The sequence below is a fragment of the Occallatibacter savannae genome (assembly GCF_003131205.1).
Classification (GTDB): domain Bacteria; phylum Acidobacteriota; class Terriglobia; order Terriglobales; family Acidobacteriaceae; genus Telmatobacter; species Telmatobacter savannae.
The window spans coordinates 1,637,996-1,662,752 of sequence record NZ_QFFY01000001.1 but is presented as its reverse complement, the minus strand read 5'-3'; the positions used below and the strand labels follow the sequence as shown (position 1 = coordinate 1,662,752).

Annotated in this window: 18 protein-coding genes and 1 pseudogene; 10 read left to right on the top strand and 9 right to left on the bottom strand. The window is 61.4% G+C overall.

What is annotated here, in order from left to right; translation table 11 throughout:
* The first annotated feature begins 68 nt into the window (after positions 1–68).
* The 5 genes and pseudogenes from DHV10_RS07330 to DHV10_RS07305 all read left to right on the top strand — a co-directional run bounded on the left by DHV10_RS07330 (position 69) and on the right by DHV10_RS07305 (position 7,975).
* On the top strand, positions 69–467 hold the full coding sequence (locus tag DHV10_RS07330; RefSeq protein WP_109485581.1) for an STAS domain-containing protein: 399 nt from the start codon (positions 69–71) through the stop codon (positions 465–467).
* A complete protein-coding gene (locus DHV10_RS07325) occupies positions 464–997 on the top strand; it encodes a hypothetical protein (RefSeq protein WP_109485580.1) in 534 nt (177 codons plus the stop codon). Before DHV10_RS07330 ends, DHV10_RS07325 begins: the two co-directional genes overlap by 4 nt.
* A 36-nt stretch (positions 998–1,033) precedes the next feature.
* A complete protein-coding gene (locus DHV10_RS07320; RefSeq protein ID WP_109485579.1) occupies positions 1,034–1,759 on the top strand; it encodes a dTMP kinase in 726 nt (241 codons plus the stop codon).
* Positions 1,760–1,910: 151 nt separating this feature from the next.
* Positions 1,911–6,988, top strand: a pseudogene (locus DHV10_RS07315) (Lhr family helicase).
* 126 nt (positions 6,989–7,114) lie between these two features.
* On the top strand, positions 7,115–7,975 hold the full coding sequence (locus tag DHV10_RS07305) for a DNA-formamidopyrimidine glycosylase family protein (RefSeq protein ID WP_109485576.1): 861 nt from the start codon (positions 7,115–7,117) through the stop codon (positions 7,973–7,975).
* On the opposite strand, the gene DHV10_RS07300 is transcribed toward DHV10_RS07305, so the two are convergent.
* The 3 genes from DHV10_RS07300 to DHV10_RS07290 form a co-directional block, all read right to left on the bottom strand.
* Positions 7,976–8,425, bottom strand: coding sequence for an OsmC family protein (locus DHV10_RS07300; protein ID WP_109485575.1), 450 nt, complete (start codon positions 8,423–8,425; stop codon positions 7,976–7,978). It abuts the gene before it with no gap.
* A 95-nt stretch (positions 8,426–8,520) separates the two neighbouring features.
* A complete protein-coding gene (locus tag DHV10_RS07295) occupies positions 8,521–10,971 on the bottom strand; it encodes a transglycosylase domain-containing protein (protein ID WP_109485574.1) in 2,451 nt (816 codons plus the stop codon).
* Between the two features lie 50 nt (positions 10,972–11,021).
* Entirely contained in the window at positions 11,022–12,812 is a 1,791-nt protein-coding gene (locus DHV10_RS07290) for a proline--tRNA ligase (RefSeq protein WP_109485573.1), read from the bottom strand.
* Between the two features lie 237 nt (positions 12,813–13,049).
* Here DHV10_RS07290 and DHV10_RS26975 point away from each other — a divergent pair, with 237 nt between their 5' ends.
* Both DHV10_RS26975 and DHV10_RS07285 read left to right on the top strand, forming a co-directional pair.
* A complete protein-coding gene (locus tag DHV10_RS26975; RefSeq protein ID WP_162601286.1) occupies positions 13,050–13,208 on the top strand; it encodes a hypothetical protein in 159 nt (52 codons plus the stop codon).
* A 9-nt stretch (positions 13,209–13,217) separates the two neighbouring features.
* Positions 13,218–13,967, top strand: coding sequence for a DUF4259 domain-containing protein (locus DHV10_RS07285; protein WP_109485572.1), 750 nt, complete (start codon positions 13,218–13,220; stop codon positions 13,965–13,967).
* Between the two features lie 4 nt (positions 13,968–13,971).
* Here the strand turns inward: DHV10_RS07285 and DHV10_RS07280 are convergent, their stop codons facing one another.
* Positions 13,972–14,820, bottom strand: coding sequence for an SDR family oxidoreductase (locus tag DHV10_RS07280; RefSeq protein WP_109485571.1), 849 nt, complete (start codon positions 14,818–14,820; stop codon positions 13,972–13,974).
* 252 nt (positions 14,821–15,072) lie between these two features.
* Positions 15,073–16,068: a KpsF/GutQ family sugar-phosphate isomerase gene (locus tag DHV10_RS07275; protein ID WP_109485570.1), complete on the bottom strand. Its 996-nt coding sequence runs from the start codon at positions 16,066–16,068 to the stop codon at positions 15,073–15,075.
* A gap of 246 nt (positions 16,069–16,314) precedes the next feature.
* On the opposite strand from DHV10_RS07275, the gene DHV10_RS07270 reads away from it, so the two are divergent.
* The gene (locus DHV10_RS07270; RefSeq protein WP_162601285.1) at positions 16,315–16,956 is read left to right on the top strand and encodes a redoxin family protein; all 642 of its coding nucleotides are present in this window, start codon (positions 16,315–16,317) and stop codon (positions 16,954–16,956) included.
* A 353-nt stretch (positions 16,957–17,309) separates the two neighbouring features.
* On the top strand, positions 17,310–17,756 hold the full coding sequence (locus tag DHV10_RS07265) for a protein-disulfide reductase DsbD domain-containing protein (protein ID WP_109485568.1): 447 nt from the start codon (positions 17,310–17,312) through the stop codon (positions 17,754–17,756).
* A gap of 142 nt (positions 17,757–17,898) precedes the next feature.
* On the opposite strand, the gene DHV10_RS07260 is transcribed toward DHV10_RS07265, so the two are convergent.
* The gene (locus DHV10_RS07260) at positions 17,899–19,611 is read right to left on the bottom strand and encodes a glutamine--tRNA ligase/YqeY domain fusion protein (protein ID WP_109485754.1); all 1,713 of its coding nucleotides are present in this window, start codon (positions 19,609–19,611) and stop codon (positions 17,899–17,901) included.
* Between the two features lie 278 nt (positions 19,612–19,889).
* Here DHV10_RS07260 and DHV10_RS07255 point away from each other — a divergent pair, with 278 nt between their 5' ends.
* Complete coding sequence (locus DHV10_RS07255) at positions 19,890–20,264, top strand: transposase (protein WP_109485567.1); 375 nt, start codon at positions 19,890–19,892, stop codon at positions 20,262–20,264.
* Positions 20,265–20,597: 333 nt separating this feature from the next.
* Here DHV10_RS07255 and gltX read toward each other — a convergent pair whose 3' ends face one another.
* The 3 genes from gltX to DHV10_RS07240 all read right to left on the bottom strand — a co-directional run bounded on the left by gltX (position 20,598) and on the right by DHV10_RS07240 (position 24,732).
* Positions 20,598–22,064, bottom strand: a complete 1,467-nt coding sequence (gene gltX / locus DHV10_RS07250) for a glutamate--tRNA ligase (protein ID WP_109485566.1) — start codon at positions 22,062–22,064, stop codon at positions 20,598–20,600.
* Between the two features lie 62 nt (positions 22,065–22,126).
* Positions 22,127–22,450: a hypothetical protein gene (locus DHV10_RS07245; RefSeq protein WP_109485565.1), complete on the bottom strand. Its 324-nt coding sequence runs from the start codon at positions 22,448–22,450 to the stop codon at positions 22,127–22,129.
* 143 nt (positions 22,451–22,593) lie between these two features.
* Positions 22,594–24,732 carry a PP2C family protein-serine/threonine phosphatase gene (locus DHV10_RS07240; RefSeq protein ID WP_162601283.1) on the bottom strand — a complete coding sequence of 713 codons (2,139 nt, stop codon included), beginning with the start codon at positions 24,730–24,732 and terminating at the stop codon, positions 22,594–22,596.
* Positions 24,733–24,757: the final 25 nt, after the last annotated feature.

Sequence of the window (24,757 nt, the reverse complement as noted above, 5' to 3'; positions counted from 1 at the left end):
AACTAGGGATCAACATGTTGCCAACGCTTCTAATTTGCTCTCTAAATCAGTACTAAAAGGAATCGGGGATGAAAACAAAAGTCAGATCTGTTGCGGTAAGAAAGTTGCCCGAGCGCATCTCTGGAGCGCATCGTGATCAGGTCTACAGGGACCTTGAAAGCGCAATCAGCGTCGATCGTCCAGCGGTAGTGCTCGACTGCTCTGCGCTGCGTGAACTTGACCCCTCCGCAATCCATCTGCTTCTCTGCTGCCTCGAGGAAGCGATGAAGCGCAATGGCGACGTCCGTTTGGCCGCGGTTGCACCTCAAGCGCAGGCGTCGCTCGAGGCGGCCGAAGTGGATACGCTGTTCCAGCAATACGAACACATCGGCGATGCCGTCGAGAGCTTCCATCGCCCGCAGTTTGACTTTATCCAGTTCGACAACCCGCTTCAGGGCGAACAGAAATCGCGCATGAACGCGGCATGAAAGTGAGGAACGTGATGGTGAACGACAGCAGCTTGCGGCAGAACAGCAGTTCGAAAATCTTTGCTGGGCTACGGAGCACGAGTGTGATCGCTCTAGCCGCCATGTTGCTTATTCAGACGGCTGCAGCAGCGGCACGGGAACCTGCACAGAATGCGCAGGCGAATGCGCCGGCAACCACCGAGATCAGCAGTTCTCAGCCGCCCGAGGAACTCCCCTCAGCGCCCCTCCCTCAATCTCCCGCGCCGCCGCAACAGCCAGGTCAGCAGCAACAGCCGGCGCAGCAGCCGTCCCAAAGTGCTCCCGCTCAGCCGCCGGTAACACCTCAGGGACAACAGCCCGTTGGTACTGCAGCAGCGCCATACGAGAAACCGACCGGGGTTCCAGGGTCACGTCCCGCGGGCGCTGCGATTGCTCCCGCAAAGCAGCGTCGTGTTCGCGCCATCGTCATCAGTCTTGCTGTGGTGCTGGCAGGAGCCGGTGCTATCGGTGCAGTGGCCGGCATGTCGAAGGCCAGTCATAGCCAGCCGTGAGCCTCACGTAGCTGAAAAGAAAGAACAGACCATACTATGCAGAACTCGTTGAAGGTCAGGACCGTCAGCTTTTCTGGTGTCGATGGCGCGGGCAAGACGACGCAGATCGACAACCTGTGTGCGTTTCTCAGAGAGAATGGGATTCGCTACCGTGTGTTTCGCTTCTGGGATGACATCGCGCGCCTCACAAATGTCCGTGAGGGAACAGGGCACCGAGTCTTCAAGGGAGAGAAGGGAATCGGAAGCCCGGAGCGGCCCATCAATCGCCGCGACAAAAACGTGCGTGGATTTCCCATGACATGCATACGCATGTTCCTGTACTTGGCTGACGCGCTGTCCACGCGCAAGGTGTTCCACCGTGCGATGCGAGGCGATGTTGAATTCGTCATCTTCGACCGCTACACCTACGACGAACTCGCCAACATGAATCTGCCGAACCCGGTCGTGCGAGCTTACGTCCGTTTCATCATGGCGCTCGTTCCTCGTCCAGATATCAGCTTCCTCCTCGATGCGGATCCGGATGCAGCTCGCGCCAGGAAGCCCGAGTATCCGGTCGACTTTATCCGCATCAACCGGCAGGCCTACTTTGACCTCAATCGCCTCGTAGGCGGACTTACAGTCGTCGAACCAATGGCGATCGATGAGGCAAAAAGGCAGGTTGTTGGCCGCGTTGCAGCCCTGCTGAATGCGACGCCGGTCAGCGGTGCTTCGCAAAATCTGAAGTTCACCAGCCAGTCCGGTACCGATCCAGTCATCTCCTGAGATTTGCCCGCAGATGAAAAGGCCCGCTCGAATCAACCGAGCTTGGAATCGGGTATTGACCTCGCGTGCGGTGCGGAGCGCGGTGGTGCCGGTTCTTCGCCTTTTCTTTCCCTGATGGGCGCGTTATGCTCTAGGAGCGTCAAAGCATAGGATGTCGACTACTTCTACAAAGCCGGACTGCGAGACTGACCCGTTTGCCTGCTTCCACCCCGTGACAGCGGAGTGGTTCAAGGCGGTGTTTGATGAACCCACTGCGCCGCAGCGGCAGGGGTGGCCGGTGATCGCGCGGGGCGAGAGCGCGCTGATTCTGGCGCCGACGGGGACGGGGAAGACACTCACGGCGTTCCTGTGGTGTCTCGACCGGCTGATGCTGCACGATCTGCCGGCGGCGGAGACGAAGGCTCGCAAATCCGGGAAGAAGGGGACGGAAGCGGCCCCGAGTGCAGAACGGCAGAGCAAGGGATGCCGGATTGTCTATGTGTCGCCGCTGAAGGCGCTGGCTGTGGACGTGGAGCGCAACCTGCGATCTCCACTGGCGGGGATTGCGAATATGGCGCGGCGGAAGGGTGTGGCCTTCCATGATCCGTTGATCAGCGTGAGGACGGGGGATACGCCGCAGCAGGAGCGGGCCCGGTTCAGGCGAGATCCGGCAGAGATTCTGATCACGACGCCCGAGTCGCTTTACCTGCTGCTCACTTCGCAGTCGGCTGACGCGCTGCGCACTGTGGACGCGGTGATCATCGACGAGATCCATGCGCTGGTGCCGACCAAGCGTGGGGCGCACCTGGCGCTCACGCTGGAGCGGCTCGAAGCGCTTGCCGGAAGGCGATTGCAACGGATCGGGCTGTCGGCAACGCAGCGGCCACTGGAGGAGGTTGCGCGGTTCCTGGGCGGGGTGGAGGTCGCGAGCGTGACTCCATTACTGGTCAAGCAGAAAGCCGCAACTCTTGAAGGCGTTACTTTAACTACAGATTCGAGTTTGGTTGAAGGTGCTGTGCGCAGGGAGAGTGATGTTGATGCCGACGCAGAAGTTGCGGCGAATGGGGAACTGGCGCTTGACCCGGTAGCGCCGGAAGGGGCGAGCGGTGACCAGGATGCGCCGCTGAAGTACCGGCCGGTGACGATTGTTAATGCCTCTGCACGCAAGCAGTTGAAGCTGCGTATTGAAGTTCCGGTTGAGGATATGGCCCGGCTGCAGACGATGGAGGAGATCCCGGTTGGGGCGGCATCGCAGACGCCGCGCCGGGTGTCGATCTGGAATGCGATCCATCCTCGGTTGCTGGAGATTATTCGGGAGAGGCATTCGACGATTTTGTTCGTCAACAGCCGGCAGGTTGCGGAGAGGCTGGCTGGGGCGCTGAATGAGCTGGCAGGGGAAGAGATTGCGCGGGCGCATCATGGGTCGCTCGCGGCGTACCAGCGGTCGGTGATTGAGGAGCAGCTGAAGGCGGGGCAGATCAAGGCGCTGTGCGCGACGTCGACGCTGGAGCTTGGAATCGATATGGGGGCGGTCGATCTGGTGATTCAGATCGAGGCTCCGCCGTCGGTGGCGAGCGGGATGCAGCGGATCGGGCGGGCGGGGCACTCGGTAGATGCGGTGAGCGAGGGTGTTCTGTTTCCCAAGTACCGGGCCGACCTGGTGGCGTGCGCGGCGGTGACGCGGGCGATGCATGAGGGACACATCGAGTCGACGCGGTTTCCGCGGAATCCGCTGGATGTGCTGTGCCAGCAGATTGTGGCGATTGTGGCGCATCCGCCGGGGTATCGAGCGCCGAAGAAGACAAAGGTGCTGAAACGGACTTACGGTCGGAGTGCGGGAGGACAGCGCCGGTATTACCAGACGTCCGGCGACGGGAGCGATGTCAGGCCGATTTCGGCGTACGAGGCGGCGGAGCAGGAGCCGAAGCCGGAGGTGCATGCGGATGCGCTGTACGACCTGGTGCGCCGGGCGGCTCCGTTTGGGGCGCTGACGCGGTCGGCGTTTGACGGGGTTCTGGATCTGCTGAGCGGGCGGTATCCGTCGGATGAGTTTGCGGAGCTTCGGCCGCGGATCACGTGGGATCGGATTCGGAATGTGGTGACGGCGCGGGAGGGGGCGGGTCGGCTGGCGATTTTGAATGCGGGGACGATTCCGGATCGCGGGCTGTACGGGGTTTTTCTGGCGCATACGGAAGGGAAGTCGGTGCGCGTGGGAGAACTCGACGAGGAGATGGTGTTCGAGTCGCACCCGAACGAGACGTTCATTCTGGGGGCTTCGACGTGGCGGATTGAAGACATCACGCACGACCGAGTGCTGGTGGTGCCGGCGCCGGGCGAGCCGGGGAAGATGCCGTTCTGGAAGGGTGATGGTCCGGGGCGGCCGCTGGAATTTGGGCGGCGGATCGGAGCGCTGATCCGGGAGCTTCGGGTCCTGCCGAAACCGGCGGCTCTGACGAAGCTTGTGGCGGAGCACGATCTTGATCCTGGAGCGGCGGAGAACCTGCTGCAGTTTCTCGCTGACCAGGAGGCGGCGACGGGGCAGGTGCCGGACGACCGGACGATTGTGATCGAGCGGACGCGGGATGAGCTGGGGGACTGGCGAGTTTGCGTGCTGACACCGTTTGGGAGCCGGATCCATATTCCGTGGGCGATGGCAATAGGAGCGCGGATTCGTGCCGCGGGCGGGCCTGAGGTGGAGACGCTGTGGGGCGATGACGGATTCGTTCTGCGGTTTCCGGACACGGATGAGGCGCCCGATCCGGACTGGATTCTGGTGGAGTCGGCTGAGGCGATGCAGATGGTTCTGCGGCAGCTCGGTTCGACGGCGCTGTTTGCAGGGCGGTTCCGGGAGGCAGCGGGACGGGCGCTGCTGCTGCCGCGACGGCGGGCGGACCAGCGGTCGCCGCTGTGGCAGCTACGGAAGCGGTCGTATGACTTGCTGAGCGTGGCTTCGCGGTATCCGTCGTTTCCGCTGCTGCTGGAGGCGTATCGCGAGTGCCTGCGGGATGTGTTCGACATGCCGGCGTTGATCGAAACGCTGCGGGCAATCGAGCAGCGGCAGCTTCGGATTCATGTGGTGGAGACGCATAAGCCGTCGCCGTTTGCTTCGTCGCTGCTGTTCAGCTATGTGGCGAATTTTGTGTATGACGGCGATGCTCCGCTGGCGGAGCGTCGGGCGCAGGCGCTGACGATCGATCAGGATCAGTTGCGGGAGTTGTTGGGCGAGGCGGATCTGCGCGAGTTGCTGGATGCGGATGCGATTGCAGAGGTGGAGGAGACTGCGCAGTGTTTAGTTGAGTCGTACAGGGCCCACTCGGCGGATGGTGTGCATGATCTGCTGCTGCGGCTGGGGGATTTGACGCGGGAGGAATTGGGGCGGCGTGTGGTGACGCCGGCTCTGCTGGAGTCGGTGGATCGATTGCTTCGCGCGCGGCGGCTGCTGGAGTTGCGCATTGCGGGCGAGCGGAGATTGATCGCGGTGGAGGATGCGGCGCGGTATCGGGATGCGCTGGGGATTCCGCTGCCGCCGGGGCTCCCGGCGTCGCTGATCAGTCCGGTGGCGCAGCCGGTGGTGGAGCTGGTGCGGCGATATGGAAGGACGCATGGGCCGTTCACGCTGAGAGAAGTGGCGGAGCGGTTTGCGCTGGATCCGGCGGTGGTCGAGAATGCGCTGCGGCAGCTGGCTGTGGAGGGGCGCGTGCTGGAGGGTGGATTTCGGCCGGGCGGGCTGCACCGCGAGTGGTGCGACACGGAGATTCTGCGGCAGATCCGGCGGAAGTCGCTGGCAAAGCTGCGGCGCGAGGTTGAGCCGGTGGAGCAGCACACGCTGGCGCGGCTGTTTACGCACTGGCAGGGGCTGCTGAATCCGCGGCGAGGGTCGCATGCGCACCTGGATGTGCTGCTGGATGCGATTGAGAATCTGCAGGGAGCGCCGGTGCCGGCATCGCTGCTGGAGACGGCGGTTCTGCCGGCGCGTGTTGCGGGATACGAGGCGGCGGGGTTGGACGCGTTGATTGCCGCAGGTGAAGTGACGTGGGCGGGGATCGATCCGATTGGCGAGCGCGATGGGCGGATTGCGCTGTTCCTGGCGGATAAGCTTCCGCTGCTGGCGCAACAGAGACCGTTGACGGAGCCGCTGTCGGAACGCGAGGAGAAGATTGTGGCGGTGCTGGAGTCGACGGGCGCGAGTTTCTTCGAGCCGCTGCATCAGGCGGTGGGAGGGGGATATCCGGGCGAGTCGATCGATGCTCTGTGGAGTTTGGTGTGGCGCGGGCTGGTGACGAATGATTCGCTGCACGCACTGCGGGCTTACATCACAAGGCCGGATTCTTCGCGGCCGCAGCGGCGGTCGCATACGGGCATGGTGTTCCGGTCGAGGCGGACGACGCCGCCGAATGCGCAGGGAAGGTGGTCGCTGCTGCCGTTGCGATCATTGCCTCAGGGCCCTCAGGGGCTAAAGCCCTCATCATTTCCGTCGGCTACCGGCACGGCTGAAGCCGAGCCACTTCAAAGCTCAAACGAGCCGACGCGGACCGAGGCGAGCCATGCGCTGGCGCTGCAGTTGCTGAATCGCTATGGGGTGCTGACGCGGGAGTCGGTTGCTGCGGAGAATGTGCCGGGTGGATTCAGCGCGGTTTATGACGTGCTGAAGGCGCTTGAAGAAAGCGGGCGGATTCGGCGCGGGTATTTTGTTGCGGGGCTTGGGGCGACGCAGTTCGCGCTGCCGTCGGCGGTCGATCTGTTGCGACAGCTTCGTACGGAACCGCCGCAGGAAAAGCCGGAGTTCGTGCAGCTGGCGGCGTCGGATCCGGCGAATCCGTATGGCTCTGTGCTTCGGTGGCCGGATTTGCCGGTGATGGACGAAGATGCGGAGTCTGCGCCGCGCGTGCTGACGCGCGCTGCGTACGCCGAGGTGATTCTGCGGAATGGGCAGCTTGTGGCGTGGCTGCGGCGGAACAATCCGAACCTGCTTGTTTTCTTCCGAGTGATGAGCCGGAACGATCGCAGGCTGCGGCGGGGCTTGCGCATTTTCTGGCGGCGCGAGGGCAGGATCGCATGCGCGCAAGCAGCCATCAGGGAGTGCTGATTACGACGATCAACGGGCAGCCGATTGCGGCGCATCCGATGGCACGGTTTTTGATGGATGCCGGATTTCATCCGGGGCCTCTGGGGCTGCATCTGCGGAGGATACTAACGCCGATTCATCACGGAGCGGAGCACGCCGATCCCGCGGGGGAAGAGCTGCAGTAGTGTGTGTTAAGTCAGGATCAGCTTCGCAGGCGGTGTCCAGACAGACACTGGATTGCATAAAGGCTCCGGCGTGATGAACCGGAGCCTTTGCATTTGTGTATCAATGTTGAGGAGTTTCCATAAACGATGCCCGAAGGGGACACAATTTATCGAACGGCGCGGTCGATGGGGCGCGCGCTGATCGGAAGGCCGATTACGGGGTTTCGATCGAACTACCCGCTGCTGACGCGGTTTCACGATGACACGCCGATTACGGGGCAGACGGTGGAGAGCGTCGAGTCGCGCGGCAAGTGGCTGCTGATTCATTTTTCCGGCGGAGCTACGCTGGCGACGCACATGCTGATGAACGGATCGTGGCATCTTTATCCGCGCGGCGTGAGGTGGCAGAAGCCGGCGCGGGACATGCGCATTGTGCTCGAGAATCGCGAGTACCAGGCGGTGGCGTTCACGGTTCCGGTGGCGAAGATGTACACGGCGCAAGCGCTGGCGCGGGAGAAGCGGATTCCGCCGCCGGGTTCGGATGTGCTGAACCCCGATTTCGATCCGGCGGCGACGGCGGTGCGCATTCGCGGCTGCGGCGGGGAAGAGATCGCGGACGTATTGCTGCATCAGTACGTGATGGCGGGTGTGGGGAACGTGTTCAAGTCGGAGGTATGCTTCGTCGAGCGCGTGAATCCGTTTTGCCTTGTTTCGGCGCTTTCCGATGAGCAGATCGAGGCGCTGATCAAGACGTCGCAGCGGCTGGTCGGCGCGAACGTGCTGGAAGACTCCGGGAATGTGATTGTCACTTACCGGGGGCAGCAACGGAGAACGACGCACAGCGCGAGCCCGCAGGATAGTTTGTGGGTCTATGGCCGGTCGGGTGAGCCGTGCCGCCGGTGTGGAACGGCGATACTGCATCGGCTGCAGGGGCCGGATGCGCGGGTTACGTTCTGGTGCCCGTCGTGCCAGCCGATGCCGTGCGGCAAGGCAGTGGATGGGTACTGATCAGGCTGTCGGCATCTGCGAAGGCTGGTCGTGCTCAACGTGAAATTCTGCGCAGATCTCGGTGCTTGCCTTGAGCATGTTCCAGACAGGGCAGAGGCGCTCCTCGGAGAGTTGCAGGGCGCGTCCCACAGCCGCGGGATCGACGGCGTCACCCTTGACTGTGAATTCGAGGAAGATGTTGGTGAGGACCGTCGGATGCCCGGTGCTCCGGATGGCGCGAGCCTCCACACTCAATCCGGACACAGGCTGTTGCATCTTCTTCAAGACAACCATCAGCGAGTTGACGCTGCAGGCTGCGAGGCTTGCGAGCAGCATGGTCAAGGGTGTGGGTCCGGCGAGCGGTTCACTGGAAGCTGCCGGGTAGTCCATCAGAACGTCGAAGCCGCCGGCACTCGCCCGTACGCGCATGCCGCCTTCGTGTGCCGCATGCACGATCAACTCTGTCTGCATCGTTCGCTCCCGTCAAGAACGACGGAAGTGTACCGATCAGAGGTCCGCTCAGCCTGTGCCGGGGCTCACCAATATCGGGGGGCTACAGGATCGGCTTATTGGCCCGGCTTCGCGCCGACGCCAAAGATCTTCTGGAGGATGTTGCGATGGTCGCTCGGATGATCGCAGGTGTCTGTCGGCGCGGTGCCCATCAGGAATGCGGCCTCGTAGCTGTCGGGGCAGGCTTCGTCACTCAACAGGTTGCTGGCTCTATCGATCCTGACGACCTCAACTCCATCGGGTGCAGTGAACTCGTGCGTGTCTGAGTATTGCGGAAGCTTGACGGCGCGCTTCATGAAATCTGCCCAGATGGGTGCGGCCGCGTCTGCGCCTTCAATCTTGATGTCGGTGTAGTCGTCGTTCCCGACCCAGACCACGCAGAGCAGGTTCGTGGTGAACCCGGCGAACCATGCGTCGTGACTGGTGCCGGTTTTTCCGGCGGCCGGGGACACGAAGCCCATGTTGCGAACGCCTGCGCCGGTTCCGCAGAAGACCTTCCCGTTGACTCTGCAGCCTTGCTTGCCATTGCCCTGCAGGACGGCCTGCATCATGAACGTGGTGAGGAATGCTGCGCGGGGGTCGAGCACCTGGCGCGAACTCGGCGGGTAGTCGTCGATGACGTCGCCGTTGGGCGCGCGCACACTGGCCAGAGTCCACGGATCGATGTGGACACCGTTGTTGGAGAAAACGGTGTAGGCTCCGGCCATGTCGAGCGGCGTGGCATCGTACGAACCGATCGCCATGGAGGGCGTGCCTTTTGCGCTCTTGATGCCGGAGTCGCGAGCCAGCGCGGCGACCTGGTCGAAACCAATCATGCTTGCCAGGCTGATGGTGGCATTGTTGTCGGATCGCAGGAGCGCGAACCGCGCAGTGATATCGCCGTAGAACGCACCCTCGAAGTTGCGCGGGGTGTACTCGTCATCCGAACCCTCGTTATAGGTCTGCTGCGAGTCGTTCAGGATCGTCAACGGCGAGAAGAGAGCCGTTTGCCCCGGCAACACCGTGCCCTGAGTTGCGGTCTGAAAGGCAGCAGCGTAGACAAACGGCTTGAAGATGGAGCCTGTAGGGCGATGCGCTATCGCGTGGTTGACCTGGCTGGCGCCATAGTTTCGGCCGCCCACCAGAGCCAGGACCTGACCTGTGTGTGGATCGAGCGCAACGAGCGCGACCTGAGGGTACGTGTACGACTTGCCGGCTTTGCGATCGCGGGCGTGCTTTCTGTCTACCGCGGCGTCGACGATGTGCTGTGTCTCGTCGACGGATGTGGTCGCGAGTCGCTGCAGATCGGGATCGAGGGAAGTGTAGATGCGGAGGCCCTCGCGGTTGAAGTCGCGATCGCCTAGCTTCTGGAGGAGCTGATCGCGAACGATGTCCACGAAGTATGGGGCTTCGCTGGCATCGACGCTGCCGGGAACGAGGTGCAGAGGATCTGCTTTTGCCTTCTCGGCCTGAGACTTGCTGATCGCGCCCGTCTCCACCATGGAATCGAGCACGAGGTTGCGCCGCTCGATGGTGCGCTCGGGGTGGCGGAAGGGGTTGAAGTAATTGGGGCGTTGGATGATTCCGGCGAGCATCGCACACTCGGCCAGGTCGAGCTGCCGAACGTCTTTTCCGAAGTAGACCTGTGCGGCTTCGCCGAAGCCCTGGATGGAGAAGCTGCCGCGCTGGCCGAGGTTGATCTGGTTTGAGTACGCCTCGAAGATCTGTTTCTTGGTGAAGCGGTGCTCGAGGTGGAAGGCTACGAGGATCTGCGTGACCTTGTACTTGATGGTGCCGGTGTCGGCGACGAAGAGCAGCTTGGCCAGCTGCATGGTGAGCGTGGATGCACCGCCGCGATGCTTGCGGTCCCCAATGATGTCGTGCCAGGCCCAGCCGGCCATGCTCATGTAGTTGACGCCGCCATGCTCGAAGAATCTTCGATCTTCAATGGCGAGGACGGCCTGCACAAGGTTCGGCGGGATTTCATCGTAGGTTACGAGACGGCGCTTGGTGCGGTTCGCATCTTCGCTGAGGCCGGTGATCAGCAGCGGCTCCAGTTCGTAGCTCGCCAGGGATTGTCCCTTGTCGTCAGTAACCTTTTCGACCTCTCCTTTGCTGAAGTGGATGGTGGCGGGGTCGGGCGCGTGAAACGATTGCGGCCCGGGGCGCACCGTGATGTCGTTGCCATCTTCGGCGTAGGTTCCCATTGGGGAAGAATGGCTAAGGCCCTCGATGGTGTAACCGGCGTCGCGCAGCTCTGAGGCAATGACCTTGGCGCTGAGCTTCTGGCCCGGCCTGACCTCGCGCGGCGCAGCAAAGATTTTGGCTGTTTCCGCGAACAGGGGCTGCTTGAGGCGGTCGTCAACAATGCGGGCGTACTTGTTGTAGTAGTGGAAGAAGACGCCAAAGGCGATGATGCCCGCGAGCAAGACGAGCCCAATGAATCCGCGCACCAGCCAGGACGAAAGCAATGACTTCGGCCAGGATATCTTCAGTTTTGGTTTCTCGAGCCTGACCTTGATTGCCATCGATGCCTACTCCACTCCCTAATGCCGGATCCGCTGGGTTGGTTGGACCATTACTCGCTTTCGGCGAGCAGCTTCTCTTCCTGGATGCGCTCTTTGAGCTGGGCGACGACATCGGCGATGGCGATGTCGACACTGCCGGCTTTGGCGCGCGTGACCAGTTCTACTTGGCCGCTCGCTACCTTCTTGCCCACGTTGATGCGATAGGGAATGCCCACGAGGTCGGCGTCTTTGAATTTGACGCCCGCGCGTTCGTCTCTGTCATCGAGCAGGACGTCGAGGCCCGCGGCTTCGAGTTCGGCTGCGAGCTTTTCGCCTGCGTCTTTCAGAGCGGCATCAGCAACGTTGGTGACGGTGACGACGACGGTGAAGGGCGCGATGGAGGCCGGCAGCCAGAATCCGTTGGCGTCGTTCGATTGCTCGACTGACGCAGTGAGGATGCGCTCAATGCCGATGCCATAGCTGCCCATGATGGGCGTAACTTCCTTGCCGTTGGGATCGAGCACGCGCGCGCCCATAGACTCGGAGTATTTGTAGCCGAGCTTAAAGATGTGGCCGATCTCGACGGCCTTGCCGACGACGAGCTTGCCGCTGCAATTGTCGACGGGGCAGGACTCGCCCTCGTTGACGCTGCGAATGTCGGCGCTGATGGTCCAGGTGAAGTCGCGGCCGGGGGCAACGCTGCGGAGGTGATAGTCGAGCTTGTTGGCTCCGCAGACCAGGTTCTTGCGGCCTTCAAGAGATTTGTCGATGACGACCGTGAGTTGATCGCCGAGCGGCTTGTCGCCGTGCCTCAGCCCGACAGGGCCGAGATAACCGGCTGGGCCGTTAAAGAACTGCTGCAGTTCTTCGGTCTGCATGGTGCGAAGCTCGGCTCCGCCAACAGCACCGAGGAGCTTGGTTTCATTCACCTGGTGATCGCCGCGCAGGAAGGTGGCTACCCCGTGCCAGGTGTCCTTTGCGCCTGCGGCGCCGCGCCTGAGGACCATGTAGGCGACGCACTTGATATCGGAGGCAGGTGAGATTTTGAAGAACGCGGCGACATCCGGGATGGCGGCACAGCCGGGGGTGTGGACTTCTTCAGGCTTGCCGTCGCCGGTGGGCTCCATCTCTGTGACGGGATCGAGCTTCGAGGTGGCTTTCTCGAGATTGGCGGCGTATCCGCAGACGGGGCAGCTTGCTATGAGGTCTTCGCCGGCGTCGGTGTAGACCATGAACTCCTGCGACTGCGAGCCGCCCATGGAGCCGGAGTCGGCTTCGACGGAGACGAACTTGAGGCCGCAGCGCTTGAAGATCTTGCGATAGACGGCGTCGTGCAGGTCGAAGCTCTTGTCGAGCCCTTCCTTGTTCAGGTCGAAGCTGTAGCTGTCTTTCATGATGAACTGGCGTACGCGCAGCAGGCCGCCCTTGGGCCGGGGCTCGTCGCGGAACTTGGTCTGAATCTGGTACCAGATCTGCGGCAGCTGCTTGTAGCTGCGGAGTTCGCCGCGGGCGATGGTGGTCATGATCTCTTCGTGGGTCATGCCGAGGCAGAGCTCGGCGCCCTTGCGGTCCTTGAGGCGGAACATGTTGTCGCCCATGCCGGTCCAGCGGCCGCTTTCTTCCCAGGGGTCTTTGGGCAGGATGCCGGGAAGGTAGAATTCCTGGCCGATCTTGTCCATCTCTTCGCGGACGATGGCGGTGATTTTGTTGAGCGACCGCTGGCCAAGGAAGAGGTAGTTGTAGAGGCCGGCACCAAGCTGGCGGATGTAGCCGGCACGCAGCAGGAACTTGTGGCTGGCCACCTCGGCGTCTGACGGGGCCTCACGAAGGGTAGGAACGAAGAGCTTGGACCAACGATGCATAGAGTAGGGCTTACATGCTTTCCCGTCCGCTTGGCTCCGGGTTGAGAGATTCGATTCCGGCTGGGGTTTCTGCGGACGCAAGACGATCAAAACAGATTGATTCCATTCTAAATGTTCGCTCGTTGCGGGCTGTGGTGAAGCGAGGGGAGCCGTACTGCCCAAGGCAATCCAGGTTTCTACGCTACGTACCATTTGAGTTCGGCCCTCCTCGCCTCTGCCGGTGAGTGGAGCAGGGGAATGGCCAAAGCAGTGCGGATTGAAAACAAAGGAGCTGGCGTGTTGGGGGGTGGGGCGATGGTGTCAGGGCCGACACGTGGCGTGGGCGGGGTGACACGCTGCAGCTTTGAGGGCGCTCGCAACAAAGCTGTGGTGTCGGGCGCGGGTGCCGGAGTGTAATCGGAGTCTATGGGTGCTTGGGGAACGGGTATTTTTCAAGACGACACGGCGTGCGACGTCCGCGACAGCTATCGCGATTACCTCGGGGAGGGGATGTCCGGACCGGAGGCGACGGCGCGCATCTTGAAGGAGCTTGGCGCCGGGTTGATGGCCGATCGGCATGAAGCGGGCGTGGTGTGGATGGCCCTTGCAGCCGCGCAATGGAAGAAGGGCAGGCTCGAGGACGAGACCAAGGCGCAGGCGCTGAGAGTGATTGAGTCGGGGACCGATCTCGAGCGCTGGAGCGCGGGAACGAAGGACTACGCGAAGCGGAAGGCTGCGCTGGAGAAGCTGAGGGAGCAGCTTGTGTCGCCGCAGCCGGAGAGCCGGAAGGTGGCGCGACGCGTTTTGTGCGAGAGCCCGTGGAAGGAAGGGGATGTCCTCGGGTATCGGCTTCTGGATGGGAGATTGGTGCTCTTCAATGTGATTGGGAATCGTACGGACAAGGGAGGTACGTATCCGGTTTGTCATCTGCTGGACTGGGTGGGGGTCGAGGTCCCGGAGAAAGAGGCGCTGCGGACGCTCGGGGTGATGCCAAGCAGGCCGGACCACAAGCACCAGATACGGCAGATCATGATTGTGGGGATCAAGCCGAGAGGGGCGAAGCGGATCGTCGCAGTGGAGGGGCACGTTGCGGCGGAGAAGCAGAAGATCCCGAGTACGGTCGTGTTCTTCAAGCGTATGGACGAGTTTCTGCGGGAGTGGTTTCGGATCGAGTGAGAGGCTAGTCGCTGAGGCCGCTCAGCTTAATCAGGAGTCGCTCGAAGAGGCGTTGAGGGAGGATGTTGCGCATCAGGAGCGCCGTGCGGGCGTCTGTGCCGATGACGTAGCGCAATTTCGGCGCTGGGGTTTCGAGGATGCGAGCGATCAGGTCGGCGACCTGCTGCGGGTTAGCGCGGGCCTTGGCGCTGGCTTGGACGCGGGCCTGCCAGCGGGCAAGGCGCGCGGCGTTCGGCGAGTCGGGATCTGACATCGCGGCGCTGAGTTTGGCATTGCGGGTCCAGATGTCGGTGGCGAATGAGCCGGGCTCAACGATGGAGACTTTGATTCCGAGGGGCGCCATTTCGTAGCGCAGGGTTTCCGTCCAGCCTTCGAGAGCGAATTTGGAGGCTACGTAGCTGCTGACGCCGGGGAAGCCGGTGCGGCCGGAGATGGAGCTGACCATGACGACATGGCCGAAGCGCTGGCGGCGCATCTGCGGGAGGATTGCGCGCGTTAGCGCTGTTGCGCCGAAGAAGTTGGTGTTGAACTGATCGCGCAGTTCGGCGTCGGAGACTTCTTCGGCGAAGCCTGGGACTGCGAAGCCGGCGTTGTTGATGAGGGCATGGAGAGGCTGGGCGCGGGACGCGATAAGGGCTGTGGTTTGGGCGATTTGATCGGCGTCGGTTACATCGAGCTGGTGGATTTCGATGCGGTCCTGAAGGGCGGCGTCGCGGGCGGCGGATTCGAGGTTCTCTCGGCGGTTCGGGTCGCGCATGGTGGCGAGGACGTGCCAGCCACGTTGAGCGAGGGTGATGGAGGTGAGCAGGCCGAAGCCGCTGGATGCGCCGGTGATGAGGGCGGTTTTGTTCATGTTCGGGAGTACGCTGTCGCATCAACAGCTTAAAGCGCGGAACAGGGTTCCCTTCAGGGGCTAAAGCCCCGGGATGAAAAAGGGCTCGTAACGGCACGACTGAAGTCGTGCCCTGACGCTTGTTGCTTCGGCGATCGTTGGTTGCGACTTTAGATCAGCCTTCCCTCAGGGGCTGAAGCCCGGAGCTCGTTTTGAGCAGTTTAGCGGCACGGATAAATCCGTGCCCTTTCAAAACATTTCTGACTACCAGTTCTAGATCAGTTCGACGCCCCAGAGGTCATGGAGGTGGACGACGCCTTCTACCCTGCCGGTTGCATCGGTGACGACGAGGGAGGTGATTTTGCGCTCTTCGAGGATGGCGAGGGCGCGGGCTGCGAGTTCTCCTGCGGCGATGGTTCGCGGGTTGGCGTTCATGGCTTCGCCAGCGGTTTTGCTGAGGGCAGCGCCGCCTTCGCGCTCGAGCAACCGGCGGAGGTCGCCGTCGCTGATTACGCCGAGCAGCTTGCCGTTTTCCTGCACGGTCGTCATGCCGAGTTTCTTTGAGGACATCTCGAAGATCACGTCGGACATTCGGGTTGCTGGTGCGACGGACGGGAGATGCTCGCCGACATGCATCAGGTCGCGGACTTTGGCGAGTTGCTTGCCGAGTTTGCCGCCGGGATGAAGTTCGGCGAAATCTTCGGCCTTGAATCCCTTGCGCAGGCTCACGGCAACTGCAAGCGCGTCTCCCAGAGCGAGCATCGACGTTGTGCTCGCAGTGGGCGCGAGATTGAGACCGCATGCTTCGCGCTCCACGCTGCAATCGAGCGCAACATCGCTGGCCTGCGCGAGGGTGGACTGGAGGTTGCAGCAGAAACTTACGAGCGCATCGCCTTTGCGCTTGAGTGTGGCGAGCAGCCGGAGAATCTCTTCTGTCTCGCCGCTGGCGGAGAGGGCAACGACGACGTCGCCGGGCATCAGCACGCCGAGATCGCCGTGCACCGCTTCTGCGGGGTGGAGGAAGAGGGCGGGTGTTCCAGTGGAACTGAGCGTCGCTGAAATCTTCTGCGCGATGACCCCGCTTTTGCCCATGCCGGTGACGACCACGCGGCCATTGCTTTCTCCGCAGCGAACGACCAGATCGACGGCGCGGTCGAAGTCCGCCAGCATGGGCCCGTCGAGACGCTTCGCCAGCGCCTCAAGGGCGGCAGCCTCGGTGCGAACCAGTTCCGCCGGGGTGAGGCAGTCCTGCTGGTTGTTTGGATTCATTGGTTTCTGATGGTAACACCGGGCCAGTGGCCAGTGGCCAGCGGCCAGTCTTCAGTCATCAGTCATCGGTGATCAGTGGTCAGTTGTCAGAGACCAGAGATCAGAGCCCTGAGACGAGGGATCAGAAGTCAGGGCCTGAGAGCGATTGCGTGAGATTGCAGGCTGCGAGCCTTCGCTTACAGTTCAATGACAAGCGCCGCACGGCTGCGCTCGTACAATAGAGGCAGAGAGGTCCAGGTCTTTCCCTTGAAGCGGAATACGATCGTAATTGGAATCACGCTGCTCATTCTGGCTGTGTTCGCATGGGCGGGGTGGGCTAACTGGATGTATCGCAAGCAGGCGGCGGAGCGCGCTCTGGCGTCGGCTTCGCACGCGGAACTTATCCCTGCCGCAGCGGGGGATGTTCCGGCTGGAGGAGGTTCGCTGACGGGCAAGCCGGCGCCCGGCTTCACGCTCGAAGATCTCAGCGGGAACAAGGTTTCGCTTGCCAGCTACAAGGGCAAGCCGCTGCTCATCAACTTCTGGGCAACGTGGTGCGGCCCGTGCAAGATTGAAACTCCGTGGCTCGTCGATTTGCAGAATGAGTACGGACCGAAGGGCCTGCAGATTATCGGCATCTCCACGGAAGGCGACGACCTGAAGCCCGAGGACAAAGAGGGATGGGCGCACGACAAGGCGGCGATTGCAAAGTTCGTGAAAGAAGAGCATATGCAGTACCCCGTGCTGATCAATGGCGACAGTCTGGCGACGGAGTACGGCGGCCTTGATGCCATGCCGACGTCGGTGTACGTCGACAAGGACGGCAAGGTTGTGGCGATGCAGCTTGGGATCAGTTCGAAAGACGACATGGAAGCGCATGTACGCAAGGCGATGGGAGAAGGACAGTGATTGCGTCGACGATTCTCAACCGCTGGCTTGTTGCGGGGCGCGGTAAGTTTAAAGCAGGGGCTAAAGCCCCGGAGTTCAAAAGAGGCGAAGTAACGGCACGACTGAAGTCGTGCCCTGACGCTTCTTGCTTCGGCGATCTTTGTTCGGGGTTGAAGGAGTGGTGTGACGCTTCTTGCTTCGGCGATCTTTGTTCGGGGTTGAAGGAGTGGTGTGACGCTTCTTGCTTCGGCGATCGTCGGTTGCGGTTGAAGTCGTGCCCTGACGTTTGTTGCTTCGGCGATCATCGGTTGCGATCTAGTCGTGCCCTGGCGCTTCTTGCGGGGGCGGTGTTCGTAGCAACAGCCGAGATTGGAATGAGCCAGCAGGATCCTCTCTCCAATTCTCCGCATCAGTCTGTGGTGAAGACGCAGGCTGTTGAGTATCTGTCTCCCGAACAGGTCGAGGTTCCTGCGGGCAAGGCCAGCCCGGTGACCTTACATTTCCGCATCCAGCAGAACCTGCATATCAACTCGCACACGCCGCGTGCGGAGTATCTGATTCCTACGGTCTTCTCGGTGCCGGAGGGCGCGGGGGTGAAGCTCGCGAACGCAACGTATCCGGCGGGGACTGACTTCACTCTTCCTGCCGATCCGGACCAGAAGCTCTCTGTCTACACAGGCGAGTTTGCGATTCAGGCGAAGATCGTGAGCACGCCGGGCAATCACCTGGTTGAAGCGAAGCTGCGCTACCAGGCGTGCGATCAGACGCAGTGTTTGCCGCCGAAGACGATTACGGTTCCGATTGATGTGATTGGGAAGTAGAGTCCTTTAGCTCTTAGCTCTTAGCTCCTAGCTCTCAGCTTTCAGCTCTCAGCCGGTAGCTTCCCGGGTCTCGGAAGCGAGACACTTCGACTTCGCTCAGTGCAGGCTCTGGGGCACCCACTCGTTTTGAGAGGATCGGCGATTAGATACCAGCTTTCTTCTCAATCTTCGCCCAGGAATCCTTTAGCGACAATGTGCGGTTGAAGACGAGCTTGCCGTCTTGTGTGTCCGGGTCGAGGGTGAAGTAGCCGACGCGTTCAAACTGCAGAGGCTGTCCAACTTCTGCTTTGGCCAGCGATGGTTCCAGCTTGGCGTCGGCGATTACTTCGAGCGAGGCCGGATTCAAGTTGTCGAGGAAGCTGCCGCCTTCGGGGTAGTCGTTGGGGTCTGGCTTGGTGAAGAGCTTCTCGTAAAGGCGAACCTCGGCTGAGACGGCGTGCTTTGTGGAGACCCAGTGGATGGTCGACTTCACCTTGCGGCCATCGGGAGAGTTGCCGCCGCGGCTCGCGGGATCATAGGTGCAGTGCACTTCAACGACGTTGCCGGCGGCGTCTTTGACGACGCTCTGCGCGGTGATGAAGTAGGCGTTGCGGAGGCGTACCTCCTTGCCGGGAGAGAGGCGGTAGTACTTGGGCGGAGGCACTTCGCGAAAGTCGTCGTGCTCGATGTATATCTCGCGCGAGAAGGGCACCTGGCGCGTGCCGGCGTCGGGGTTCTCAGGGTTGTTTGCAACTTCGACGGTTTCGCCCTCGCCTTCGGGGTAGTTGTCGATGATTACTTTCAAGGGCCGCAGCACAGCCATGCCGCGCTGCGCACGCTTGTTCAGGTCGTCGCGCTGGAAGTGCTCGAGCATTTCGATGTCGGTGCTGCCGTTGGTGCGGGAGACTCCTGCAGCAGCGACGAAGGTACGGATTGCTTCGGGTGTGAATCCGCGCCGGCGCAGGCCGGAGAGCGTTGGCATGCGGGGATCGTCCCACCCGCTGACGCGCTTTTCCTGCACGAGTTGGAGCAGCTTGCGCTTGCTGAGCAGGGTGTAGGTAATGCTGAGGCGGTCGAATTCAATCTGCTGCGAGGGGAAGATGCCGAGGTTCTCGATGAACCACTTGTAGAGCGGCTGATGATCGGCAAACTCGAGACTGCACATGGAATGCGTGACGTTCTCGATGGAGTCGGACTGGCCGTGCGCGTAGTCGTACATCGGGTAGATGCACCACTCGTCGCCGGTGCGATGGTGCGTGGCGTGAAGGATGCGGTACATCACGGGGTCGCGCATGTTGAGGTTGGGCGAGGCCATGTCGATTTTGGCGCGAAGCACGCGGCTGCCGTCAGGGAACTCGCCCTTCTTCATGCGGGCAAAGAGATCGAGGTTTTCGTCGACGGAGCGGTTGCGATAGGGGCTGTCTTTGCCGGGCTCGGTGAGGGTTCCACGATACTGGCGGATCTGGTCGGCGGTGAGGTCGTCGACGTAGGCTTTGCCGTCGCTGATGAGCTTGATGGCCCACTCATAGAGCTGGCCGAAGTAGTCGGATGCGAAGCAGAGGCGCTCCCAGTCGAAGCCGAGCCAGTGAATGTCTTTCTGAATGGAGTCGACGTACTCCTGCTCTTCCTTTTCGGGGTTGGTGTCGTCGAAGCGGAGGTTGGTTCTGCCGCCGACCTCGTCGGCGAGGCCGAAATCGAGGCAGATTGCCTTGGCGTGGCCGATGTGGAGGTAGCCGTTGGGCTCGGGAGGAAAGCGCGTCTGGATGGCGGCGTCGCCATATTTTTTTGTGCGCAGGTCTTCGGCGATGCGCTCGCTGAGAAAGTTGGAGGTGCGGATTTCAGGTGTTTCGGTACCGGTGTCTGTCGTGGCCGCCATTCCTTTATTGTTCCATGAAAGGGCGGGCACCCGTGTGTCGGGCTGGCGATCTGCTCGATGAGCAGCTGTATCGATGATCACGTCGCTGAGATCTGTGGTTGCATAGGATGTCAAAAGCAGAACCCAGCTCAAGTAGCTTCGCAATCACGGAGTGAACTTGTGCATTCTATCTCGGGAAGCACAGCAGGTTCCTGGCGGCAGGGGCTGCAAGAAGCGTCAGGGCACGACTTTAGTCGTGCCGGATAAAGAGAGAAAGGTCGAGGGCTTCAGCCCCTGCAATGGCAAAGCCGAGCCGATCCTCAGATGCCCGCGCCGCATCATTCGCGGCAAGGACATTCTTTGTGACTACCCGAACCGCGCAGAGTAGAGCGCTCTTTCGTACCACCTGTATGGCGGAGCTCTTGATTGAGGTCCTACGGCAACAGATGCGGACGAGGAAGATCCTCATCCACGACTTCGTCATCATGCCGGATCATGTTCACGTTCTGATGACAGTGCCTCCCGAAATGAGTGTTGAAAGAGCGATGCAATTGATCAAAGGGGGATTCTCGTTCCGCGCAAAGAAGGAGCTTGGGTTCTGCGGCGAAGTCTGGCAGAGGAGTTATTCGGACGTGCAGATTTTTGCACGAGGAGAGCTTTCGTCGGCATCGTGAGTATATCGATCGCAATCCGATCAGGGCGGGGCTGGTCCAGAGCGCGGGGGAGTATCCGTTCGGAAGCGAATTTTTGAAGAGGCGGAAGCAGGGGCTAAAGCCCGGCGTTCAAGGGGCGAAGGACGGCACGACTCAAGTCGTGCCCTGACGCTTCTTGCTTCGGCGAATCGTCGATTGAGATCAAACTTGTGCCCTGACGCTTCTTGCTTCGGCGAATCGTCGATTGAGATCAAACTTGTGCCCTGACGCTTTCTGCTTCGGCGAATCGTTTGTGCAGGTCGAAGTCGCGCCCCGACGCTTCTTGCTTCGGCACAGTTTGGTGTTGGTTGACACTTAGCCAAGTTTCGTCAGGGCTTCTTCGATTCGTTTGAGGCAGACGTCGCGGCCGAGGACGGTCATGGTTTCGAAGAGTGGAGGCGCGTTCTTGCGGCCGCAGACGGCTACGCGGATGGGTTGAAACATCGGCCCGGCTTTGACGCCTAACTCGGCGGCTGCTGCGCGGAGGGCAGCGTCGAGCGGGTCGTGAGTGAATTCGGTGCCGCGCAGAACCTGGAGCGCTTTCTCGAGGACGCGGCGAGCGAGTGCGGCGTCGCCTTTCTGCGGGATCAGCTCGGCGGGATCGTAGGGCGGGAGTTCGTCGACGAAGAAGAAGTCGGCTGCGCTGACGGCTTCGGACAGGAGCTTGATTCGCTCGCGGATGAGCGGCGTGACGGCCTTTACTTTTTCGGACGACGCGTTGAAGCCGGCTCGTTCAAAGAAGGGAAGCAGCAATGCGCTCAGCTGGTCGACGGGAAGCGCCCGGATGTGTTCGGAGTTGAGCCAGACGGCCTTGGGGTCGAAGGGGTCTTCGTCTTTGAAGTTCACGACGGCGTTGGCGCGATTGACGCCTTCGAGCGAGAAGAGTTCGGTCAGTTCCGGGAGCGTGAGAAATTCGCGATCGTTTTTCGGGGACCAGCCAAGGAGGCAGAGAAAGTTCACAAATGCCTGGGGCAGGAAGCCGGCATCGCGATAAGTGGTTACGCTTACGACCGGGCCGTGTTTGCGCTTGGAAAGCTTGGTGCCGTCTGGCGCGACCAGCAGGGGAAGATGCGCGAAGTGCGGCGCTTCGGCTCCAAGCCCCTCGAAGATCAGGAGGTGCTTGAAGGTGTTGGTGAGGTGGTCTTGCCCGCGGATGATGTGGCTGATGCGCAGGTCGGCGTCGTCGACGCATGAGGCGAGGTGATAGGTGGGCATGCCGTCAGAGCGGAGCAGGGCGAAGTCTTCGACTTCGTCGGCGGCCTTGGTCTGTGTTCCGTAGACGCCGTCGGCAAATTGAAGGACGCGATCGTGACCGCGGGGAACGCGATAGCGCAGCGCGAACTTCTCGCCGGCGGCCGCGCGGCGATCGGATTCTTCGCGCGAGAGTTCGCGCATGCCGGGGTTGAAGAGCCAGGCACCCTTTGTGGAGTCTTGCGTGTCGTCGCCGGCGTGGGCGGGAGTGAAGTCGCGGTAGGCCAGGCCCTTGTCGAAGATTGATTGCGCTGCCTTCTGGTGGAGCGCGAGACGTTCTGACTGCTTGTACTCTTCGTCCCAGTTCAGGCCGAGCCAGCGGAGGCCTTCGAAGATGGACTGCACGCTTGCGTCGGTGTTGCGCTCGACATCGGTGTCGTCGAGCCGCAGCACCATGGTGCCGTGATTGTGTCGAGCGAAGAGCCAGTTGAAGATGAACGTGCGGGCACTGCCGACGTGCAAAAAACCGGTCGGCGAAGGAGCAAAGCGGACCCGTAAAGCGCCATTTTTCAAGGGAGCAGAATCAGACATCGTGAGTTTATCTTCCAATCACGATGCTAGCATTCGCTCCCTTGCGAATTGCGTGAGGAGTCTCACGCCTGCGGAGGGTACGGAGGCGGCGGAGGCGGGTAGGGCGGCGGCATCACAGCGGCCTGAGGATTAGGAACCACCTTCCACTCGGCGAAGGCGAGGATGAAGAGAAGCACCACAGTGCCGAGCGTCGGCACGATGCAGAGAAGTGAAAGCCAAGGAGAGAACCCTGCTTTTTTCAGAATGAACCAACTAGGCACCGCAAAGAGCAAAATTGCAATGAGATAGCCGACAAGCATCATCGGGATGATGAACATGACGAGCTTCTGAATCATCTCCGGATTCAGCTGCTGATTTTCTTGCAGGATGATCGCAAGCACATGCATAGCTGCACTCCTATGACAGGTTTAAGACTTTGAGCCAAGCTACGTGGGCGGGAGGATTTTCGCAATCAGAATCTGACGGGAACAGAGGACGCGGCACGGGGTTGGGCGGGAGACTTGTGAGGTGTGTTGTGCGAGGGCAGGCGCTACGCGACTTCGGATTTCAGGGAAGAGGAGGTGGTGGTTGTGACCTCGCCTTCTTTCTCCTGCGCCATACGCGCGATGGAGACGACGGTGATGTCGTCTTCCTGTCCGAAGATCTCCGCGGCTTTGACGATGAAGGCTGCGGGTAGGTGGCTGATGGAGCGTGCGCGGTTGAAGCCGAAGAGCTCGTTCTTGGCATTCTTGGCTTCGATGACGCCGTCGGTGATGACGAGCAGGCGATCCTTGTGCTTCAAGTGCATCGTGACCTGGTCGAAGGTCACCGATGGATTCAGGCCCAAGGGCAGATTGCCGGTCATCGTCAGTTCTTTGCCGTTGAGGTAGGGAACGATGTGTCCGGCGTTGGCAATGGTTGTCTTGCCGTCAGCATCGATGTGCATTGCTACGCAGGTGGCGTAGGACTGTCCACGGCCGCAAAGCCTGCGATTGAGACCTTCAAGAACCACGTGCGGCTCAAAGCTGGTTTCGACGAGGGTGCGGATCACGCCGACGATCAAGGCTACCTGCATGCCGGCCTGGAGGCCTTTGCCCGTCACATCTCCGAGCAGAATGAGCACGCCGCCTTTGCCGTCGGGAAGGATCTGGAAGAAGTCGCCACCTACCTCCTGCGCGGGCCGGTATTCGGTCTCAAGCACGTAGCCCGGCACGGTGGGGATTGCTTCGGGGATCAAGAGCTGCTGGATCTGCCGAGCCTGATCGATTTCGGCTTCCCACTGCTGACGGAGCCGCAGCGAGTGCACGAACCGGCGCATGAGCAGCACGGTAATGATGTTGAGCGAAACCACGACGGCTATCTGGCTGATGTTCACGGCCATGCCGAAGGGGAAGAACATCATCGGCAGATGCAGCACCAGCAGTTCCTGCTGATAGAGCGAGACGGCGACAAGGCCAAGTGCCGGCAGGGCCAGCCATGCGCCGGTGTGGTCTTTCCGCATGCCTTCCCAGGCGACCCAGAGCAGCAGGCTGCCGAGCAGGAGCTTGAGCACGACCGCGAGCGGGGCAAGCACGATCAGCCACCGCATCGGGACGACACTGCCGAACAGAGGCGCGCGCATCATCGCGACGGTCAGCATGAGACCGCCGGTGAAGCCCCACACCATGTAGTGCATCCGGGCCATGCGCCCCATGCGGAACCAATAAGCCCAGAAGAGAATCCAGAGTGCGATGACTGCCGGCGAAAAGACGACGTCAATCAGCAGGAAATTGAGCCATCCCGGCAGCAGCGTTGTGTAGTTTCCGGCGAGCGAAACCGTGAGCTGGAGAGCGATGGCGATGCAGGTCGCTCCGAGCCAGACGTAGGAATTCTCCTTTCGATCGAGCCAGAAGAGAACTGCGCAAACCGTGATCGCGAGGAGAAGAACGGCGACCTCGAGGAATCGGCTCAATTGCGAATGAGTGACGGCGTCCCAGTCGAGCCGGAGCATGCGGTCGATCGGTCCTGCCTGACCGAGGATCGGGGGGCCGTGCAGGCCGCCGGAGTCGGGATTGGTCAGCTGGGTTGAGGCATCCATCCACACGCGGATGGCAATGGTGATGGGCCCGCCGCTGATGTCTTTGGGAAGCGCAAAGGCGCGGGGAAGAGAGATGTAAGTAGTGACGCCCGACTTGTGGAATTTGCCGAACTCGCCGATCTGCTGACCGTTGACGAAGACCTGGTATGCGTCGTCCACGTCGTTGGGCATTTTGATTTCAAGGCCGCCGGCGGACAGGCCTGGATCGTATTGAACGTTGGCCTGCAGGCGGTACCACGCATATCCCCAGTAGCCGCGGTTGCCGAGGGCGGTCCAACCCGGCATGAAGCCGCTGGTCCCCAGAAACGGATCAGAGGAACCGGGCGGAGGCGTCAGGTCGACAGAGGCCCAGCCGGAATCATTGAATCCGGGCTGCGCCCACCGCATGTCATCACCCTTGTGGAACTTCCAGGGGCCGTTCAGCTCCACGCTTGAGGAGCCAAGAAGTACCTGTTCGGCCCAATGGGAGCCCGTCAGCGAAGGAATCTCGGGGGTTGCGGGATTTCCAGCCGGATCATCCGCATGAGCGCTCACCGGACACAGGAACAAAAACCCTATGCCGACGAGCGTCGGCAGGATCCCCGTCCTGAGTCTTTGCGACAGAAAACGCATCTGCGAACTGGCCTCGCCCCGCCCG

Coding starts and splice junctions, on each gene's coding strand:
- DHV10_RS07305 (WP_109485576.1), top strand. CDS start 7,115: ATGCCCGAAGGGGACACAATTTATCGAACGGCGCGGTCGATGGGGCGC.
- DHV10_RS07285 (WP_109485572.1), top strand. CDS start 13,218: ATGGGTGCTTGGGGAACGGGTATTTTTCAAGACGACACGGCGTGCGAC.
- DHV10_RS07330 (WP_109485581.1), top strand. CDS start 69: ATGAAAACAAAAGTCAGATCTGTTGCGGTAAGAAAGTTGCCCGAGCGC.
- gltX (WP_109485566.1), bottom strand. CDS start 22,064: ATGTCTGATTCTGCTCCCTTGAAAAATGGCGCTTTACGGGTCCGCTTT.
- DHV10_RS07325 (WP_109485580.1), top strand. CDS start 464: ATGAAAGTGAGGAACGTGATGGTGAACGACAGCAGCTTGCGGCAGAAC.
- DHV10_RS26975 (WP_162601286.1), top strand. CDS start 13,050: ATGGCCAAAGCAGTGCGGATTGAAAACAAAGGAGCTGGCGTGTTGGGG.
- DHV10_RS07240 (WP_162601283.1), bottom strand. CDS start 24,732: ATGCGTTTTCTGTCGCAAAGACTCAGGACGGGGATCCTGCCGACGCTC.
- DHV10_RS07290 (WP_109485573.1), bottom strand. CDS start 12,812: ATGCATCGTTGGTCCAAGCTCTTCGTTCCTACCCTTCGTGAGGCCCCG.
- DHV10_RS07300 (WP_109485575.1), bottom strand. CDS start 8,425: ATGCAGACAGAGTTGATCGTGCATGCGGCACACGAAGGCGGCATGCGC.
- DHV10_RS07260 (WP_109485754.1), bottom strand. CDS start 19,611: ATGGCGGCCACGACAGACACCGGTACCGAAACACCTGAAATCCGCACC.
- DHV10_RS07255 (WP_109485567.1), top strand. CDS start 19,890: ATGGCAAAGCCGAGCCGATCCTCAGATGCCCGCGCCGCATCATTCGCG.
- DHV10_RS07265 (WP_109485568.1), top strand. CDS start 17,310: ATGAGCCAGCAGGATCCTCTCTCCAATTCTCCGCATCAGTCTGTGGTG.
- DHV10_RS07280 (WP_109485571.1), bottom strand. CDS start 14,820: ATGAACAAAACCGCCCTCATCACCGGCGCATCCAGCGGCTTCGGCCTG.
- DHV10_RS07320 (WP_109485579.1), top strand. CDS start 1,034: ATGCAGAACTCGTTGAAGGTCAGGACCGTCAGCTTTTCTGGTGTCGAT.
- DHV10_RS07275 (WP_109485570.1), bottom strand. CDS start 16,068: ATGAATCCAAACAACCAGCAGGACTGCCTCACCCCGGCGGAACTGGTT.
- DHV10_RS07245 (WP_109485565.1), bottom strand. CDS start 22,450: ATGCATGTGCTTGCGATCATCCTGCAAGAAAATCAGCAGCTGAATCCG.
- DHV10_RS07295 (WP_109485574.1), bottom strand. CDS start 10,971: ATGGCAATCAAGGTCAGGCTCGAGAAACCAAAACTGAAGATATCCTGG.